The organism is Methanoregula sp., from assembly GCF_041645475.1.
In the GTDB taxonomy this organism is placed as follows: domain Archaea; phylum Halobacteriota; class Methanomicrobia; order Methanomicrobiales; family Methanospirillaceae; genus Methanoregula.
This window is the reverse complement of the sequence record NZ_JBAZQA010000004.1, coordinates 106,408-124,375: the sequence shown is the minus strand read 5'-3', so window position 1 is coordinate 124,375 and position 17,968 is coordinate 106,408. Positions and strand designations below refer to the sequence as shown.

The window sequence follows — 17,968 nt, the reverse complement described above, 5'->3', positions numbered from 1 at the left end:
ACAATTGGATTACCGGGACTTAAATATTTCCCACATCGTGTAGAATCGTGATAAATTATACAAGAGTTTCCGCTACCCTCGCTTGACGAATGGTGATACGAAGGGTTATCTATCCGGGTTTTTCAATATAAGATCGATGCTCAGCAAATTCAAGGGGTGCCTGCTTGGTGCTGCAATGGGCGATGCGCTCGGCATGCCCAACGAGAGTAATGCCCCCAACCTCAATAAGATGAAATACGGGTACCGGCGCCCGTACAAAGGTCACCCCAATGAAGGGCTCAACCCCGGTCAGTTTACCGATGATACCCAGCTGATGCTCCTGACCGGAACCCTTCTTGCTGATGGCAAGTACAATGAAGAACGGTATGCCGCGGCTCTCCGCGAGCTCTACTCCCGGGGAGCCCTCCGGTTCCCCGACGGCTCGATCTCGGCAGTCTGTGAGCACCAGGGTAAGGGAAACGGCCCGCTCCAGGGTGTCAAGTCCACAACCTCCGGTTGCCTTCCGGGATCTATCCCGTTTGCCCTGGCGTTCCCGGGCATAAGTGAAGGATCCGGGTGGGCAGTCCGCGCCTGTAACGTCACCCATACCCACCCGGCAGCCCATGCTGCGGTTTCAACGTTTGTCGCCCTCATCTACCATACCCTGCACGAAACACCTGACCCGATAAGGAAAGCCGTTGAACAGGCCCAGGTGGAAGATGAAGTCCTGGGCGGTAAGATAAGGAACGCCCTTATGATGGAAAAGGATGGCATGGATACAGAAACTGCGCTCCTGAAGATTGGCAACGATGTCTCGGTGTTCCAGACCCTCCCCATCGCCTTCTTCCTCATCAGCCGGTATGCCCACCCCCCGGATCTCCTCACCGTGTCGGCGAATGCCGGAGGAAATACCGATACCATCGCCCTCCTCTGTGGTGCCTACCTCGGTGCATCCCGTGGCATGGATGCCCTGCCTGCCGATCTTCTCGAAGGTCTTGAGGACCGGCAGAGGATAGAACTGCTCGGCCAGCGGTTGTATAACCTCCATAACCGGAAACTCGAACAGATGTAGTCTGAAACCTTTTTTTTATGGGGACCGATCGATTGCCCGTCTAAAAAGCATTAAATTTCCACAACCTGAAACTCTTCTATGAAAATTGCGATTATCGGGGCCTCCGGCTATGCCGGTGGTGAGCTGATTCGCCTCCTCGTTCACCACTCCACCGCAGATGTTGTCTGCGCCACGTCACGTAAACTTGCGGGAACCCCTCTGGATCAGGTTCATCCCCAGCTGAAGGGATTTACCAGCCTCAACTTCGAGAACCCCGAGATCGATGCCATCGATGCAGATGTGGCATTCCTTGCGGTTCCCCATACTGCAGCGATGACGTATGCCGGCAAACTGCTCTCCCGCGGGATCAAAGTTGTGGACCTGAGCGCGGATTACCGGTTGCCAAAGGAGATCTATGAGAAAGCGTACGGGGTCCCCCATACGGATTACTTCCCTGCACCGTACGGCATTCCCGAGATCCACCGCAAGGACTGTATTGGTGCAAAGTTCGTCTCGAATCCCGGCTGTTTCCCGACCGGTGCAACCCTTGCCGCCGCGCCGCTCGCCAGATACGCGCATACGGTGATCTATGACTCCAAGACCGGCGTGAGCGGAGCCGGGGACAATCCGTCAGCAACAACCCATTACCCCAACGTAGGGGACAACATCGGACCCTACAAGCTGACCTCCCACCGGCACCTCGCCGAGATGAAGCAGGAGCTTTCGCACCTGGGATCCGCTGCGAAATGTTACTTTACGCCCCATCTCGTCCCGGTCAACCGCGGCATCCTGACTACTGCACATATCCTGCTGAACGAACCCATGGACCAGAAAGACGTGGAGAACCTCTACCGGGATTATTATAAGGATGAATACTTTGTCCGGTTCCAGAAGCCCTCGCTTGCGGCAGTCCGGGGCAGCAACTTCTGCGATATCATGGTCGAGAGCGAGGGCAGCCGCGTAGTGGCAGTATCCGCAATCGACAATCTCGTGAAAGGGGCAAGCGGCCAGGCTATCCAGAACATGAACCTGATGTGCGGATTAAAGGAACAGGACGGACTCATGCACCCGGGGATGCTGCCATAGGAGGATCTGATGCTCGTTTGCGAAGCTATGACAAAAAACCCGGTAACCTGCAAGGCTGATACCCCGCTCCGCGAAGTCGTGGCGCTGTTCAAGAAGCACCACATCGGTGGCCTGCCGGTCATGGACGGGAGCAGACTTGTCGGGATGGTCACGGAATCCGATCTCATCTCCCTCTTAGAGACGGAACGGATCTCAGACGATCTCTGGCTCCCGTCCCCGTTCGAGGTCATCGAGATACCCATCCGGGAGTACGTCAACTGGGAAAAGACCAAGCACGCACTCCGGAATATCGGTGATATGCCGGCAAAAAAAGTCATGACCCGCCGGATTATATCGGCCCGCGAGGATATGGACATCGAGGCTGCAGCATCCCTGATGCTCAAGGAAGGGGTCTCGCGCCTGCCGGTCCTCCACGACAAGACTCTCGTGGGTATCATTACCCGTGCAGACATCATAAACGCGGTCGGTTCGTCCTATACCGCTGAAGGATCTGATCAATAATGAAGAAACGAAGTATCTGTGCAGTTGAAGGTGTGACTGCCTGTGGGATGAAAGAAGGAAAGTTCGGCCTGGCCCTGATCCGCGCAACCGGGACGGCCGCCGGTGTGTTCACGGAAAACCTGGTCAAGGCCGCGCCCATCCAGCTCATGCGCACCCAGATCCGCAAAGGAAAACTGGATGCGGTCATCGTGAACAGCGGATGTGCGAACGCTTACACCGGGCAGAAAGGGTACGAGGATGCTGTCGTCATGACCGAGTACGCCAGTTCGGCTCTCGGGCTTGAGCCGGACCGTATCGGTGTTGCAAGCACCGGGGTTATCGGCCGTTACCTGGATCTTCCACTCATCCGGAAGCAGTGTGTCGCGGTTGCACCGGCTCTTGCCTCCAGCGCGGAAGCCGAGACGCATGCCGCCGCTGCAATCATGACCACGGATACTGTCCAGAAGCATGCCCTTGTTGAAAAAGAGACCTTTACCGTTGCCGGGATCTGCAAGGGAAGCGGCATGATCGCCCCGAACATGGGCACCATGCTCGCGTTCATCTATACCGATGCTGATGTCGGGGCAAAACAGCTCCGGGACTCCCTGAAGCTCGCAACCAAGCGGTCGTTCAACCGGGTCGTGGTTGACGGGGATTCGAGTACCAACGATATCGCGCTCTGCACGGCCACCGGAGAAGCCGGTAAAGTCAGGGAAGAGGAGTTCTCTGCCGCCCTTGAGGAGTGCTGCCGCTCCCTGGCAAAGCAGATTGCCGCAGACGGCGAGGGGGCAACAAAACTCCTTGAAATCCGGGTTACGGGAGCAGTAAAGGAATCCGATGCAGCAAGAGTGGCCCGGACTGTCATCGAATCCCCCCTGGTGAAGACCGCTGTTTATGGGGAAGATCCCAACTGGGGCCGCGTTGTTGCGGCAGCCGGGCGGGCCCGGGTAAAGTTCGACCCGAATGCGGTCTCCCTCTGGATAAGCGACGGGAAGAACAAGTACCCTCTCGTCAAATCCGGCGAGATCATCGCTGACCTGAAGAAGGCCAAGCAGGCAATGAGCGGCAAGACCGTGATCTTCATCCTCGATCTCGCAGCCGGCAGGGAAGAAGCGAGCGCATGGGGCTGCGACCTGACCGAGCGCTACGTGGAGATCAACGGGAGGTATACCACATAATGAAACGCGAAGACGTTCTCATGGAGGCCCTCCCGTACATCCAGCAGTTCCACGGGAAGACCATAGTAATCAAGCTCGGAGGCCACGCCATGGTGGACCCGGTTGTTCTGGAAAATGCCATCCGCGACGCTGTCCTTCTGCACTATGTGGGTATCCGGGTCGTGCTGGTCCACGGAGGGGGCCCTGAGATCAGCGAGAAGATGAAGCAGATGGGAAAGGAGTCGGTCTTTGTGGGAGGTCTCCGGGTCACCGATCAGGAAACCCTCGAGATCGCCCAGATGGTGCTCGTCGGCAAGATCAACAAGGGCATCGTCTCCCTCATTGCCAAGTGCGGCGCCCGGGGGGTAGGGCTCTCCGGGAGCGACGGGAACCTGATCCTTGCAAAGAAGATGGAGATCCAGAAGATCAAGGTCGGCGGCGTCCAGACCGAAGTCGATCTCGGGCACGTCGGGGAGATCGAATATATCGATCCCACGATCCTCAACACCCTGCTGGATAAGAATTACATCCCGGTGGTCTCTCCCATAGCCATCGACAAGCACGGGGGCAGTCTCAATATCAATGCCGATACTGCGGCCGGGGATATCGCTATCGCGCTTGGGGCATACAAACTGGTCAACATGACAGACGTTGACGGTGTCATGGACAAGGCACGGACAAAAGTCTTCCGGAAACTCACCATTGCTGAAGCAGGCGAACTGCAGAAAACCGGGGCAATCGGGGAAGGAATGATCCCGAAAGTGAACTCCGTTGTAAAAGCGGTAGAGAACGGCGTTGTCTACTCCCACGTCATTAACGGCAACATTGAGCACAACCTCATCCTGGAACTGTTCACCCACGACGGGGTGGGCACGATGATCTCGCTCAGGTAATTTTTAAAAAAATCTGGGTATTTTATTAAATCAGTAACTGCCACACTTAATACTGGAATTGTAATCTATGGATAAAATAATCAAGATCTCCGTGGGATTGTTTGCGGTCATAATTTTCTGCGCTGCGCTGGTATTCGTCTATCCCGCTGCCAGCCCCGGCCAATCCTCTCAGGGGAGTACTGGCATTGGTCCTGGCGGCAATGTGACCGTGTATTATTTTTACGGGAAAGAATGCCCCCACTGCCATAAAATTATGCCTTTTGTGCAGTCCCTCCAGCAGAAATATCCAGCGGCAGATATTCTCTTCCTGGAAACCTGGCACAACCAGACGAATTATATCCTGTATACTCAGGTCAACCAGGATCTGGGAGTCCGTTACGCTGCCGTGCCTGAAGCTGTTGTGGGAGATGTCGTCCTCATCGGTGAGAAAGATATCCCGGAAAAACTGGAACAGGCCATTATTGACCAGTTAAAAAAAAAGCGCTGATCGCCGCTGAAACGCTCAAATCCCCAGTGCCCGGACCCGGGATTCCGGCTCCCGGCACAACTATTTCCGCGCTCTATTATTACGGTGACGGCTGCAGCCATTGCGAGAATGTGAAGCCGGTCCTTGCCACTCTTCGTGCAAAATACCCGGATCTCCGAATTGAGATGCGGGAAGTGTACAACAATGCCACTAACCAGCAGAATTTTTCAGCAGTGAACCTGCAGTACGGCCTCGGGAATGCCGGCATCCCCCTCATCATCATCGGGAACAAGGCTCTGATCGGGGATATTGAGATCCGGGATCATCTGGAAGAGAGCATCCTTGCCGAAAGGGATCGGCTGGCGGCGGGCAATGGTGCGGCCCCTGGTCAGATCCGGCCATCCGGCTTTGACTATCCGGCAGGAATGACCTCACTCACGATACCGGTGGTGATCGTTTCTGCATTGATCGACAGCATCAATCCCTGTGCCTTTGCCATTTTGATCTTTTTACTGGTCTCCCTGACGGTGGCAGGAAACCGGCGGAGGATTTTGCTCGTTGGCGGTTCGTATGTAGCAGCGATGTTCCTGTTCCACCTGCTTGTCGGGATCGGCCTCTTCTCGGTGATTTCCCTGTCGGGATATTCCCGGATGTTCTCGCTTATCGGCGCAGCTGTTGCGATCGCGCTCGGCCTTGTCACCATTCTCGATGTGATCAGGAATAAGGAGACCTACCTGTTGTCGGTTCCCGATTCGAAAAAAGGCATTCTCGGACGGTACCTGGAAAAAGTGTCCGTGCCTGCGGCATTTATCCTCGGTATTCTTGCAGGACTGTTCGGGTTCTCCTGCACCGGGGGGATCTACATCAGCATCCTCGGGCTCATGGGCCGCAGTTTCACGCTCCTTACCGGCCTCCCCTACCTGATTCTCTATAACGTGATTTTTGTTCTCCCCCTTGCCCTTGTCGTTCTCCTCGTGGCGTATGGCCTCTCCCCCCGGCAGGCGGACCGCTGGCGGCTCGGGAACCGGCGGCTCCTCCGGATGATCATCGGGATTGCGATGGTGGCAATCGGTCTGGTTATCGTTTCCGGGTGGATTGGGTAAGGAGTTTTCACCCGGTTCGCTTTTTTTTGGGTACTGCTCCTGCTCTATTGGCTTGATTGCCGGATGGTCTCCACAATGAGGCAGTTATACCTGGATTTTTGTGTGTTTTGTGTCGGGAGAATACGATTATCCGATCTGCCGGCTGGTACGGGATGCCTCAACTGAGGAGCGTTACGGGGATAATAAAAAAAAGCAGGGAATTGTCCCTGGTCTGTGAGGTTATTTCTTTCCCTGTTTTTTATAAAACGTGCAGAACGATCCGCACCGGGTGCATCCCTTGTTACAGGGCTCGATATGGATAGTCACATTCGCCCTCGGGTATTCCAGCATGAGATCGGCCTCCAGGTGATCGGCAAAGTCGTGGGACTGCAACACCGTGATCTCGCCCGGCATCACCAGGTGGAACTCGATGAAGATCTCAGGACCCGAGCGCCTGGTTCTCAGGTCGTGGAACCCTGCATAGTCGTTTGCGTGTTCGCAGATGATCTTCTTGATCTGCTGTTCGTCCTTCTCGGGAATGCTGTGATCGATCAGGTCGGCAAATGACCGCACGGTGAGGTCGTAGGCGGCCTTCATGATCACGATGGCAACCCCGATGGCAAAGATCGGGTCGAAGAGGGTAATTCCTGTCAGCCGGATGAGGATAAGGCCAAGGAATACGCCGAGGGAGGTGTAAACATCGGTCCGCAGGTGCCAGGCATCGCTCTCGAGTGCTATGGACTCCGTCTGTTTTGCCACCTTCATGAGCCGCTGGGAGACATACCAGTTTACAAGAGCCGAGATTCCCATGACGGCAATACCGGCAACGAGCAGTTCGGGTTTGAGCTCTTCCGGTGTGTGCCCCAGCAGTTTTATGAGCGCCTCGCGGATGATCAGGATGGCTGCAACAAAGATCAGCAGGGCTTCGATAAGACCTGACACATCCTCGAACTTCCCGTGCCCGAACGAGTGTCCCGCATCCGGGGGTTCTGCGGATTTCCGGACCGAAAAGAATGCGATCACGGCTGCGATCAGGTCCATCGAGGAGTGGATCGCTTCCGATATGATACTGACGGAACCTATCGCAAACCCGACAACAAATTTCATCAGCACGAGGCCGGTATTGGAGATGATGGAGAGGTGGGCGGTCTTTTCCTTGAGTTTGTCAAGGGATTGCTTATCCGTGGGAGGGGCATCCATGCTTTCGCATTACCTTTTGACGTTTCTCAAGATGAAGATTTGGCGGGAACGGCCGGGTGCGGGTAACAGAGCCGGCCTGGCCATTCCGGGCCCGGGAAAAAACCGATAACTACCGGATTTTTCGCAGTTAACGCCAGATTGATGAGCTCCGCCCCCCAAGGGTCATTGATCCACTATGTCCCGCAGGTTCTTCATCTCCCTTGCTCTTCTGGCTCTCCTTACCGCAGCCCTTATTACCGCGGGCTGCACTGACCAGAAAACACCGGCCACCGGGGAGATAAAAAAATTCGGTTCAGCGGCCGAAATCCGCCAGTACATCGAGAACAATTCCCGGATCGTCACGGATACCTGGGGCGAAAGTTTCGCGACAGGCAATGCGGTATTTGTCGGGGAGTCCGGAGTTTCGGTACCCCAGCGGGCCGAGGCAACCGCGACTTCCAAAGGTCTTGGCTCGGCCCTCCCCTCATCCGGAGCCACAGGATATTCGGAGACGAACGTCCAGGTAGCCGGGGTGGATGAGCCGGATTTTGTGAAAAACGATGGCCGGTATATTTATGCTATCTCGGGGGACACCCTCACGATCGCAGATGCGTACCCGGCAACCTCCGCCTCGGTCATCTCCAGGACCGCTCTTGAAGATACCCCCCGGGAGATCTTTGTCTCGGGCAACCGGCTTGTTCTTTTTACAACAGGGAGCGCAGTTGCTTCGGACAGCAGCCGGCCCATGTATGCATCGCAGATGAAGTCCATGCCCTACTACGGGGGATATTCCCCGGTCACCCACGTGATCTTCTACGATATCAGCGACCGGAAGAACCCCCGGCCCGTAAAGGATTACACCATTGACGGGGATTATATCGATGCCCGTCTTATTGGCGGCAGCCTTTACCTCATCACCCGCGAGCAGATCTCCCTGTATCGCGATGCGGAGTTCACGGTCCCGGTCATAAAAGAGAGCGGGAACATTGTCGCATCCCCGGATGTTTACTATTTCGACAACCCCGAGCGGCAGTACGCCTTTACCACAGTAACCTCGTTTGATATCTCGAGCGGAAACGAGAAGGACGCAAAGACATACCTTGCCGGCAGTGGCAATATCCTCTATGTCTCACCCGACGCCATCTACCTGAGTTACCAGAAATACCACCCGATCTACCGGACGATGCGGGGCGGGGCGGAGCCGGCGGTTGCACGGGCCGGCACTGCTGGTACATCAGTCGGGATTTCGGTGCCTGTGGTCATGGAAAACTTCAATGCATTAAGTGAGACCGATAAGCAGCGCCTGATAACCGAGATGAAGGGTGCGGAAGAGGAAAGCCTCCTCAAAAAGGAGATCGACCAGACCACGACCGTCATCCACAGGATTGCGATCGATAACGGTGCGATAGCCTATGCTGCCAAAGGCGAGGTGCCGGGATACCTGAAAAACCAGTTCGCCCTGGACGAGTACAACAGCAACCTCCGCGTTGCAACAACTTCCGATGTCTGGACAACCCGGGGGCAGTACGAGTACAACAGCGTCTTTGTCCTGGACCCCGCGATGAAGACCATCGGCTCCTTAACGCACATCGCCGAGCAGGAGAAGATCTACTCTACCCGGTTCATGGGCGACCGGCTCTATATGGTTACCTTCAAACGGGTTGACCCGTTCTTTGTCATCGACCTCTCGACCCCGGCAAGCCCGAAGATCCTGGGAAAACTCAAACTCCCCGGTTACTCGGACTATCTCCACCCCTATGACAAGAATTACATTATCGGCCTTGGCAAGGAGACCGGGACCAATGACTGGGGCGGGGTCTCGACCCAGGGCCTCAAGCTCGCCCTCTTCGATGTGAGTGACGTGGAGCATCCCCGGCTCGCGGGAAAGGTCGAGATCGGGGATGCGGGTTCGGACTCGGCCGCCCTCTCGGACCACAAGGCATTCCTCTTTGATAAGGAAAAGAACCTCCTCGTGATCCCGGCCCGGGTGGTCCGGCAGAACGCGGTCCAGGCAACAAAGCTGAGCGGCGACCAGCCGCATGTCTGGTACGGGGCATACGTCTTCGGGATCAATCCTGAAAACGGGTTTGCCCTGCGGGGCACCGTGGAGCACGGCACTGGTGGCACCGGGTATTATTATTACGGCAGTTCGCAAAACGAGGTGAAGCGCTCACTTTACATCGGCGATACACTCTATACGCTCTCGGCAGCAAAGATCCTGGCAAATCCGCTCGACCGGATCAATACGACGATTGCAACGATTCCCCTCAACGGGAAGGAGGATGTGTTGTACCCGCCGGTGAAAATGACTGCATAGAGGGATTAATTCTTTTTTAGCGGTGCAACCGTCCCCGGCACGATTCAGCGCAGTGACAGGGGCCGGTCGATCGGTGTATTCCCGTCGCCGAACGACCAGTTCCATGAGATCGGCGAGTTGGTGGACGTGTCATTGAACTGCACCGCTAACGGGGGTGCGCCGGAGAGCGGGGTGCCGGTAAACGAAACCACCGTGGGATTTCTCGGAGGCGCGCCCGTTTTTATGTAAAATGTGTTGGGATACCCGAGAGCACCGGCATTCGCGTTACCATACCCGTTGTTATAATAAAAACCATAGGTCAGGTACCACAATCGAGGGGGCGATTGGCCCATGTACCCTTTTCAACCAGGGTCCGGTTGAAAAATAAAAATCAAGGTCCGGTTGATCCGGATTGATTTTTCAATCGCGATCGTGATCGCGATGATTTTTTTGCAATCAAGGTTTGATGAAAAAATTTAGAGCAGGGTCTGCCTGAAAAATTTTCATCAAGGTGTGGTTGTGAAAAGTTAATCACACCTGCATCAGGTCAATTTGTCAATCCACGACGGAGGCCGGCCCGGGGACTTCGTTTTTCAACCAAAGGTTGTTTGAAAATTTTCAGGCAGGGTTTGACTGAAAAGAAAAAATCAAAGTCCGGTTGAAAAATAAAAATCAAGGTTCGATTGATCCGGATCAGGTTTTCAATCGCGATCATGATCTCGATGATTTTTTTGCAATCAAGGTTTGATGAAAAAATTTAGAGCAGGGTCTGCCTGAAAAATTTTCATCAAAGTGTGGTTGTGAAAAGTTAATCACACCTGCATCAGGTCAATTTGTGAAGCCACGACGGAGGCCGGCCCGGGGACCTCGTTTTTCAACCAAAGGTTGTTTGAAAATTTTCAGGCAGGGTTTGACTGAAAAGAAAAAATCAAAGTCCGGTTGAAAAATAAAAATCAAGGTCTGGTTGATCCGGATCGATTTTTCAAGCGAGGTCATGATCGCGATGATTTTTTTGCAATCAAGGTTTGATGAAAAAATTTAGAGTAGGGTCTGCCTGAAAAATTTTCATCAAGGTGTGGTTGTGAAAAGTTAATCACACCTGCATCAGGTCAATTTGTCAATCCATGACGGAGACCTGATCGCGAACTCTGTTTTTCAACCAAAGGTTGCTTGGAAATTTTCAGGCAGGGTTTGACTGAAAAGAAAAAATCAAAGTCCGGTTGAAAAATAAAAATCAAAGTCCGGTTGATCCGGATCAGGTTTTCAATCGCGATCGTGATCGCGATGATTTTTTTGCAATCAAGGTTTGATGAAAAAATTTAGAGCAGGGTCTGGTTGGAAAACCCGGCTCTGTCAGAACGTAAACGTGAAACAAGACTTCGCTTTCGGAAAGTACGGGATCAGGAAAACACGCGCTCCTCTGGCATGCGAATCAGGTTACATAAAGATGCTAAAAAAAGGAACGTCCCACGGGGAAACGCGGGACTCCTGGCACGCTCAGACCGGCTGGGCGTTCATGCTCGCCGGGATCAGGCGACGGAGCATGAGGTCGGGGATCTGTTTTGAGGTCTGCACCGTCATATCGAAGAGTGCGTTCTTCCCGCTCGTACCAACGTACGTGAGGGTAATCTGGAAATCGGTATCCAGAATCGGGAGCCCCAGCGCAGAGATTCGTGCCGAATGGGGGCTGATGACGCGCTGCTGGCCGATCGTGAGTTTTTCCTTGGTGCCGTCAACATCGGTAAGAACCTCGTTTCCATAGCTCATCACCGCGATCCTGGTTTTTCCTATGGTTACGGGATCGCCATCCGGCAGGCTGACCCGGTAGGTCGTGACATACGGGTACTGTGTCCCGGCATCCACTTCGAGCACTGCGATCGTCAGAGTAAAGACCGCAATGATTGCAATGAGCACGATTGCGACAACTACGCCCAGGAGGACTTTCGTGCCCGTGCTCCAGCCTTTCTTATCCTTTGCTTCCATATCACTTATCGGATCCGTCATTCGTCTCCTCAGGTACACGAACGGCTGGAAAATATTTACGGATTGTGTCTTGCAGTTCTTCAGATCCACTCCCTCCCTGCTGGCCGGAACGGAAAAAATTCCCATAAAGTCCATTATCCCCCCCGGCCCATTGTTATAGGATTTTGATGCGTATACCCATACAGAATGTCACACCGGAAACCGGCACCGCCGAGATCTGCGGCTGGGTCCACGAGGTCAGGGACCTCGGCGGCCTTGCCTTCATGCTCATCCGCGACCGGACCGGTATCATCCAGGTGACCATCCCGAAAAAGAAAGTCTCTGAAACGGTTCTTGCCGCAGTGAAAGCTGTCTCCAGGGAATCCGTTGTCCGGGTCTGTGGCCCGGTCAAGGCAATTGACAAGGCCCCCGGTGGTCGCGAGCTTGTTCCCGAGTCCATCGAGATCATCAGCCTTGCAGAAACCCCGCTCCCGCTCGATGTTTCCGAGAAAGTTTCTGCCGAACTCGATACAAGGCTCGATGCCCGTTTCCTCGATGTCCGGCGCCCCCGCGTTGCCGCGGTCTTCGAGATCCGGAGTGCGGCCTGCTACGCGATCAGCCAGTATCTCCACAATGCAGGCTTCACTGCCATCACCACCCCCAAGATCGTGGCCGCAGCAACCGAGGGAGGCACCGAGCTCTTCCCCATTGCCTACTTTGACAAGGAGGCCTTCCTCAACCAGAGCCCGCAGCTCTACAAGCAGATGATGATGGCAGCGGGCTGCGAGAAGGTGTACGAGATCGGCCCGATCTTCCGTGCCGAGGAGCACAGCACCACCAAGCACCTCAACGAGGCAACTTCCATTGATATCGAGGTCTCGTTTGCCGATCACCTTGAAGTCATGCGTGTTCTTGAAGATCTCATCATCAAGACGTACGAGTACGTGGACAAGACGTGCAGCACCCAGCTTGCCAACATCGAGATCAATGATTTCTGCGTGCCGAAAGGTCCGTTCCCCCGGCTCCCCTATGCCGAGGCTATCGAGATCGCAGCAAAGAAGATCGAGGATCCGATCAAGTACGGCGACGACATCAGCCCCGCCGCAGAGCGCGCCATTGGCGCCGAGATGGGAGGGCACTATTTCATAGTTGACTGGCCGTCCGAGATCCGCCCCTATTACGCGATGCAGTACGAGAACGACCCCTCGATCTGCAAGGCGTTCGATATGATGCACCCGAGAATGGAGCTCTCGAGCGGTGCGCAGCGGGAACACCGGTACGACGTTCTTGTCAACCAGATCAGAAAGAAAGGTCTCAACCCCGAAAGTTTCGAGTTCTACCTCAAGCCGTTCCGCTACGGCATGCCCCCGCATGCGGGCTGGGGACTCGGTGCCGACCGGCTCGTTATGACCATGCTCGGGCTTTCCAATGTCCGGGAGGCCGTCCTCTTCCCGCGCGATATGCACCGGCTGGTCCCCTGACCACGAACTATTTTTACGCGGGCGTCGATGTGCTTGTACCAAGTGCATTGCCCGGAAAACTATGTCCAAGAATTATTTCATCAACAAGGTGCTCGCCACAACCGTGGTGGGCAGTTATCCCGTGGTGAAGGGAAGCGGATTAAAAAGCCTCTTTGACCCGCTCCATGCAGCAGTGGAGACTGCCGTTGCCGACCAGATCGGGGCCGGTATCGACATCATCTCGGACGGGCAGGTGCGGGGAGACATGATCGGGGCCTTTACCGCCCAGCTCCCCGGCATAAAGGGCCAGGACGTGATCGGCAAGATCCAGCCCGCGGCAGGACCGATCACCACGGCGGATACCAGGTTTGCCCTCTCGAAGGCCCCCAAGGTGAAAGGGATCATCACCGGTCCCTCCACGCTCGCCCACGGGCTCCACCTGAGTACACCGATGTACCGGAACAAGGAGGAACTGGCCCTCGATCTGGCCGCGGCCCTGATCGTTGAGGCAAAAAGTCTCGAAGCGGCAGGTGTTACCCTCCTCCAGATCGATGAGCCCATCCTCTCGACCGGCATCGCCGATCTCGCTGTGGGAAAAGAGGCAGTAGAGCTGATCACCTCCGCAGTCCGCATCCCCACCTGCATGCATGTCTGCGGAAACCTTGCAAACGTTCTCGATGAGATCCTGAAGTACAATGTCAGCGTGCTGGATTTCGAGTTCTCGAACAACCAGGCAAACCTCGATATCCTTTCCCGCCGGGATCTTGCCGGCAGGATGCTCGGGTATGGCTGCGTGGACTCGTCCTCTGAAGAGGTTGAGACGGTCCAGGAGATCCGGAAGCGGATCGAGAAAGGCGTGGAATATTTCGACCCGAAGATCCTCTTGATCGATCCGGACTGCGGGATGCGGATGCGGAGCCGGGAGTCCGCCTACTGGAAACTCAAGAACATGTGCGAAGCGGCAAAAGAAGTGCGGATCGCACTATAATCGTTTTTTATCCCGCCCGATCTCTCCGCATAAGAATAAATACTATTTATATGTGCAGACAATATCAAATAAAGGTGAACCCATGAAAAAAGCTCGTGAGCCTACGTATATCTTTGTGATTCTCACACTCCTCCTCATCGTCGTCAATACCATCCTTGCCTGGCTGTCCTCCTTCTTTACCTCCTCTACGCTGAGCGGGGTGTCCTGGCTGTATATTGCCGTTGCGTTCATGATCCTCTTCACGCTCTGGTTTGGCGCGTACGGTGCCATAGCCGCCTATGTCGGAACATTCATCGGGGCTCTCCTCTCCTCCGGGGGGCTCGCGGGCCACCCCGAAGTTGCATTCTACTGGGCTGTTGCCGGGCTCCTCCAGGTGCTCATCCCGCTCGTTGCCCTCCGGTCGTTCGATGTGGACTTAAGCCTTGCGAATATCCGGGATGTGAACCTGCTTGTTATCTTCGGTGTCATCATCAACAATGTCATCGGGGCTGCCTGGGGCGCCTGGACGCTGGGTCTTGGAAATATCATCACCCCCGATATGATTGGCAGTGCCTTCTCAACATGGCTTATCAGTAACATCATTGTTACCATCCTCATCGTGCCGATCGCCCTCCGGTGCCTGACCCCGAGGATACAAAAATCCAGAATATTTGTCAAAAATTACTGGGATTAAATCCCCGTATTCCCTCTTTTTTCCGATCCAGCATCCTGCCCCGGCGGTATCCGGGTGGTCCTGTTAGTGTCGCTTTTTTAGCCGCCCTGTTCCGCCCGATGGTGTTTCCTGGTCTTGTGGTCGGGATTCACACGGGTATCTGGTTTGCGGGGTAATTCCCGAATCCCCCGGATCATGGGGCAGAGAGGAAAGACCGCCGTAATGATATCCGTTTTCATCATCAGCGACAGGCCTGTGCCCATTTCATACAAAGGGATTCTTTTTGCAGGGCCCCCGGTATCCACGACTCCGGTAACCCACCCCGGTCGGTAATGGAAACCTGATGCTCTCACATTTACGAAAAAAATGCGGACACCGGGTTCTCAGAACAGGCTTCTTGGATTCAGGAGAAGGATTATCACCGGAATGAGGATGTAGACAAGCAGCGAGGCCGGGCAGCTGATCGTGGATATCAGTATTGCCGCAACGGCCACGATCGGTATGAGGGTAGTATCGATGAACCGTGCCCGTATCACCTTATCATCCGGCCGGGTGTCGCAGAGGTGTTCCGAGTGGCAGATATGTCTCCAGTGAACGGCAAAGATGAGCCCTATCATCAGGATGTTCACATGAAAGAACAGGACCGCAACCGGGACCTCCGGGTAGTCACCGGCCATGTCGGTTGAGAAGGGTACAAGGACGATAAAGATGAGGAGGAAGATGTTGATCCAGAGGAGCCGCGGATCAACGATCCTGATGAAATGGAACTGCCGGTGGTGGATCAGCCAGAAGATTGCCAGGACCAGAAACGCGATCACAAAGATGAAAAACTGCGGGAAGAGGTGGAACACTGCCTTTGGAAGAATTTCCAGTGCCTGGGAAACCGGGGGTTTTGGTGCGGCAATGCTCAGGACAAGCAACGTCATCGCTATGGCGAAGATACCATCGATAAGGGTCTCCAGCCTGTTTTTTGCTATGTGATACTCTGTCTCTCCGCTCATCTGTCTCACAGGAGGATGTGTTCTCCTTCAGTATCAATTTCCCGATGCGTGATTCACGCACCTTCAACCGGTCCGGCTCTCTTTTCTGTGATTATGAGGAGGGCCGGTATGCCGATAGCGATGATGAAGAGGAACAGGCTCACCCACAGATGGACCCCCAGCATTAAGAGGAAAACAGCCCAGAGCAGTGCGGCAAGCACGAGGATGTAGAAGAAGAACAGCGATCGGGCCTCCTCCGGGTTCCGAATCTCAACGAATGCAACGAGGGGGTTTGCGGATGCAAGCCCCGCAAACATGAAACTGAAGATGAGAATCTCCCCCCGCTGGAGAAGGAAGACTGCCCATACTACTGCTGCAAAAAGAATCAGGAAGAAGAAGACCCGTGTCCGTTGGAACCGGTCGCGACCGGTAGTATCCATAGTTCATGGATATTGGTGCAGCTATAAAAATGTGTGTATGGCCGGTGGGGGAACTGATGGGTGGTCAGCTGACCAGGACCTCGTCGTCAGCCTGCCATTTCGGGGCTACAATGCAGAGGAATACCAGATCTCCCGGGCCGGTATTCCGGATATACTGGCGTGCACCCGGGGGGATCAGGATGATCTGGCCCGGATGGACCTCTCCGTGTTCGAAACCGATGTGCATCTCGCCGGTCCCGCTCAGGATGTAATAGAGTTCCGTTGATCTTCCCAGGATATGCGGAAGCGTGGATTCTCCCGGCGGGACGATGGCATGCGCAATGCTGCATCCGAGGGATCCGGCCCCTGACACCTTGTCCGGGTGGAGGAGCTCGCAGAGGAGCGATCGGTCGATGACGCGTTCATGGCCGCAGTCGGCGATATCCCGTATGATCATGTGAACCAGCACCTTTCGTGACAGATAATTTCTGTGGGCTTGTATATCCCTCTTGTGCGGAAGATTCCCACGCGTACCGGGCATCCGGTTTGATCACACACGTTTATGGGTAACCGGGCGCACCACTACATGGTGAATTGTATGAAGATCCTTGGTATCAATGCAAGCCCAAAAGGGGAGAAAAGCCAGACCCGCCGTCTGGTTATGGGAGTTCTCGAAGGCGCCCGGCAATCGGGGGCCGATATCACATTCATCGACCTCTGCAGCCTTGACATCGGGTACTGTACGGCCTGTGGCACCTGCTATGCGAAGGGCGAATGTGTGATTGACGATGATTATGCCCTGCTCCTTGAGAAGATGATGGATGCCGATGGCATAGTCTTTGGCTCGCCGAATTACATCAACGGGGTTACCGCCCAGCTCAAGACGATGCTCGACCGGATGGCAGATGTTGTCCATTGCCAGTCATTCTCCGGGAAGTACGGATGTGCAGTCTGCACGGCCGGCGGTGCACACGCGGATGAAGTGGCGGATTACATGAACCAGGCTCTCCTGAACTACGGGGCAACCACGGTTGGCAGAGTCGCTGCGCTTGTAGGTGCCGACCCGGGTGCAATCGTGGGAGCCGAGAAGGAGGCAAAAGAGCTTGGCAGAAAACTGGCTGACGCGATAAAGACGGAATGGGCAGATCCGTCCCAGGAGAAGCACCACCACGAGCGCAAGGAATATTTCAAGCGTCTCATCTCGTTCAACAAGGATCTCTGGAAGCACGAGTACGATCACTGGAAGAGCCTGGGCGAATTCTGATCCCCTCTTTTTCCCTCCGTTCAGGATTACCTGGATGGTATTCGTTGCGGGTGAGTGCTGTCATCGGGTGCAGGCATCCCCCCGGCCCCTCAAAGTTCCCCGATATCCTCGTTCCAGAGCCGGGGATTTTTTACAATGAAGGTGCGCATCATCTCAATGCATTCGGGAAGGGCACAATCGATCACCTCGATGCCATGCTCTTCCATGAACGCCCGTGCGCCGGGAAAGTTCCGCGACTCGCCGGCAACAACTTTTTTGATCCCGAACTGGACGGCAGCCCCGGCACAAAGGTAGCAGGGCATAAGTGTTGAGTAGAGGACGGAATCGCGGTACGTCCCGATCCGCCCGGCATTCCTGAAGCAGTCAATCTCCGCGTGAATCACCGGGTCTTCTTCCTGCACGCGGCGGTTGTGACCTCTCCCGATGATGGTGTTATCCCGCACCAGGACCGAACCTATGGGAATCCCCCCCTCGGCCAGCCCTCTCTTGGCCTCTGCAATGGCCTCCTGCATGAATGGATCCATAGTTGAGTGATCAACGGTCATTGCATTTGAAGATTCCACCCGGGTTACCG

The 17,968-nt window shown here is 55.0% G+C and carries 21 protein-coding genes; 12 read left to right on the top strand and 9 right to left on the bottom strand.

The genetic code is table 11. The annotated features are described in order from the left end of the window. The first annotated feature begins 136 nt into the window (after nt 1-136). From WC598_RS05490 to WC598_RS05460, 7 genes are all read left to right on the top strand, one after another. The gene (locus WC598_RS05490; protein ID WP_372960474.1) at nt 137-1,051 is read left to right on the top strand and encodes an ADP-ribosylglycohydrolase family protein; all 915 of its coding nucleotides are present in this window, start codon (nt 137-139) and stop codon (nt 1,049-1,051) included. A gap of 78 nt (nt 1,052-1,129) precedes the next feature. Further along, entirely contained in the window at nt 1,130-2,116 is a 987-nt protein-coding gene (argC, locus tag WC598_RS05485) for an N-acetyl-gamma-glutamyl-phosphate reductase (RefSeq protein ID WP_372960473.1), read from the top strand. 9 nt (nt 2,117-2,125) lie between these two features. After that, complete coding sequence (locus tag WC598_RS05480; RefSeq protein ID WP_372960472.1) at nt 2,126-2,617, top strand: CBS domain-containing protein; 492 nt, start codon at nt 2,126-2,128, stop codon at nt 2,615-2,617. Continuing rightward, nucleotides 2,617-3,774, top strand: a complete 1,158-nt coding sequence (argJ, locus tag WC598_RS05475; RefSeq protein WP_372960471.1) for a bifunctional ornithine acetyltransferase/N-acetylglutamate synthase — start codon at nt 2,617-2,619, stop codon at nt 3,772-3,774. The genes WC598_RS05480 and argJ overlap by 1 nt, the downstream gene beginning before the upstream one ends. Further along, nucleotides 3,774-4,646 carry an acetylglutamate kinase gene (gene argB, locus WC598_RS05470; protein ID WP_372960470.1) on the top strand — a complete coding sequence of 291 codons (873 nt, stop codon included), beginning with the start codon at nt 3,774-3,776 and terminating at the stop codon, nt 4,644-4,646. Before argJ ends, argB begins: the two co-directional genes overlap by 1 nt. Before the next feature lie 67 nt (nt 4,647-4,713). Beyond that, the gene (locus tag WC598_RS05465) at nt 4,714-5,133 is read left to right on the top strand and encodes a TlpA family protein disulfide reductase (RefSeq protein ID WP_372960469.1); all 420 of its coding nucleotides are present in this window, start codon (nt 4,714-4,716) and stop codon (nt 5,131-5,133) included. A gap of 26 nt (nt 5,134-5,159) precedes the next feature. Next, complete coding sequence (locus WC598_RS05460) at nt 5,160-6,215, top strand: hypothetical protein (protein ID WP_372960468.1); 1,056 nt, start codon at nt 5,160-5,162, stop codon at nt 6,213-6,215. 219 nt (nt 6,216-6,434) lie between these two features. Here the strand turns inward: WC598_RS05460 and WC598_RS05455 are convergent, their stop codons facing one another. Then, nucleotides 6,435-7,394 (bottom strand): cation diffusion facilitator family transporter, encoded by a 960-nt coding sequence (locus WC598_RS05455; protein ID WP_372960467.1) that lies wholly within the window; start codon nt 7,392-7,394, stop codon nt 6,435-6,437. A gap of 175 nt (nt 7,395-7,569) precedes the next feature. Here WC598_RS05455 and WC598_RS05450 point away from each other — a divergent pair, with 175 nt between their 5' ends. Further along, nucleotides 7,570-9,690 carry a beta-propeller domain-containing protein gene (locus WC598_RS05450; RefSeq protein ID WP_372960466.1) on the top strand — a complete coding sequence of 707 codons (2,121 nt, stop codon included), beginning with the start codon at nt 7,570-7,572 and terminating at the stop codon, nt 9,688-9,690. Between the two features lie 44 nt (nt 9,691-9,734). Here WC598_RS05450 and WC598_RS05445 read toward each other — a convergent pair whose 3' ends face one another. The 4 genes from WC598_RS05445 to WC598_RS05430 all read right to left on the bottom strand — a co-directional run bounded on the left by WC598_RS05445 (nt 9,735) and on the right by WC598_RS05430 (nt 11,673). Further along, on the bottom strand, nt 9,735-10,022 hold the full coding sequence (locus WC598_RS05445) for a PKD domain-containing protein (RefSeq protein ID WP_372960465.1): 288 nt from the start codon (nt 10,020-10,022) through the stop codon (nt 9,735-9,737). Nucleotides 10,023-10,216: 194 nt separating this feature from the next. Beyond that, nucleotides 10,217-10,384 carry a hypothetical protein gene (locus tag WC598_RS05440; protein WP_372960464.1) on the bottom strand — a complete coding sequence of 56 codons (168 nt, stop codon included), beginning with the start codon at nt 10,382-10,384 and terminating at the stop codon, nt 10,217-10,219. Between the two features lie 113 nt (nt 10,385-10,497). After that, nucleotides 10,498-10,665 (bottom strand): hypothetical protein, encoded by a 168-nt coding sequence (locus WC598_RS05435; RefSeq protein ID WP_372960463.1) that lies wholly within the window; start codon nt 10,663-10,665, stop codon nt 10,498-10,500. 501 nt (nt 10,666-11,166) lie between these two features. After that, entirely contained in the window at nt 11,167-11,673 is a 507-nt protein-coding gene (locus WC598_RS05430; RefSeq protein WP_372960462.1) for a hypothetical protein, read from the bottom strand. 146 nt (nt 11,674-11,819) lie between these two features. On the opposite strand from WC598_RS05430, the gene aspS reads away from it, so the two are divergent. From aspS to WC598_RS05415, 3 genes are all read left to right on the top strand, one after another. Then, entirely contained in the window at nt 11,820-13,112 is a 1,293-nt protein-coding gene (gene aspS / locus WC598_RS05425; RefSeq protein ID WP_372960461.1) for an aspartate--tRNA(Asn) ligase, read from the top strand. Nucleotides 13,113-13,173: 61 nt separating this feature from the next. Then, nucleotides 13,174-14,079, top strand: a complete 906-nt coding sequence (locus WC598_RS05420) for a methionine synthase (protein ID WP_372960460.1) — start codon at nt 13,174-13,176, stop codon at nt 14,077-14,079. Between the two features lie 82 nt (nt 14,080-14,161). Further along, the gene (locus WC598_RS05415) at nt 14,162-14,752 is read left to right on the top strand and encodes a hypothetical protein (RefSeq protein ID WP_372960459.1); all 591 of its coding nucleotides are present in this window, start codon (nt 14,162-14,164) and stop codon (nt 14,750-14,752) included. A 362-nt stretch (nt 14,753-15,114) separates the two neighbouring features. On the opposite strand, the gene WC598_RS05410 is transcribed toward WC598_RS05415, so the two are convergent. The 3 genes from WC598_RS05410 to WC598_RS05400 all read right to left on the bottom strand — a co-directional run bounded on the left by WC598_RS05410 (nt 15,115) and on the right by WC598_RS05400 (nt 16,587). Then, on the bottom strand, nt 15,115-15,732 hold the full coding sequence (locus tag WC598_RS05410; protein ID WP_372960458.1) for a TMEM175 family protein: 618 nt from the start codon (nt 15,730-15,732) through the stop codon (nt 15,115-15,117). Nucleotides 15,733-15,785: 53 nt separating this feature from the next. After that, entirely contained in the window at nt 15,786-16,151 is a 366-nt protein-coding gene (locus WC598_RS05405; protein ID WP_372960457.1) for a hypothetical protein, read from the bottom strand. 64 nt (nt 16,152-16,215) lie between these two features. Continuing rightward, entirely contained in the window at nt 16,216-16,587 is a 372-nt protein-coding gene (locus tag WC598_RS05400) for a cupin domain-containing protein (RefSeq protein ID WP_372960456.1), read from the bottom strand. A gap of 141 nt (nt 16,588-16,728) precedes the next feature. On the opposite strand from WC598_RS05400, the gene WC598_RS05395 reads away from it, so the two are divergent. Then, entirely contained in the window at nt 16,729-17,394 is a 666-nt protein-coding gene (locus tag WC598_RS05395) for a flavodoxin family protein (RefSeq protein WP_372960455.1), read from the top strand. 89 nt (nt 17,395-17,483) lie between these two features. Here the strand turns inward: WC598_RS05395 and WC598_RS05390 are convergent, their stop codons facing one another. Then, nucleotides 17,484-17,918 (bottom strand): nucleoside deaminase, encoded by a 435-nt coding sequence (locus WC598_RS05390; RefSeq protein ID WP_372960454.1) that lies wholly within the window; start codon nt 17,916-17,918, stop codon nt 17,484-17,486. Nucleotides 17,919-17,968: the final 50 nt, after the last annotated feature.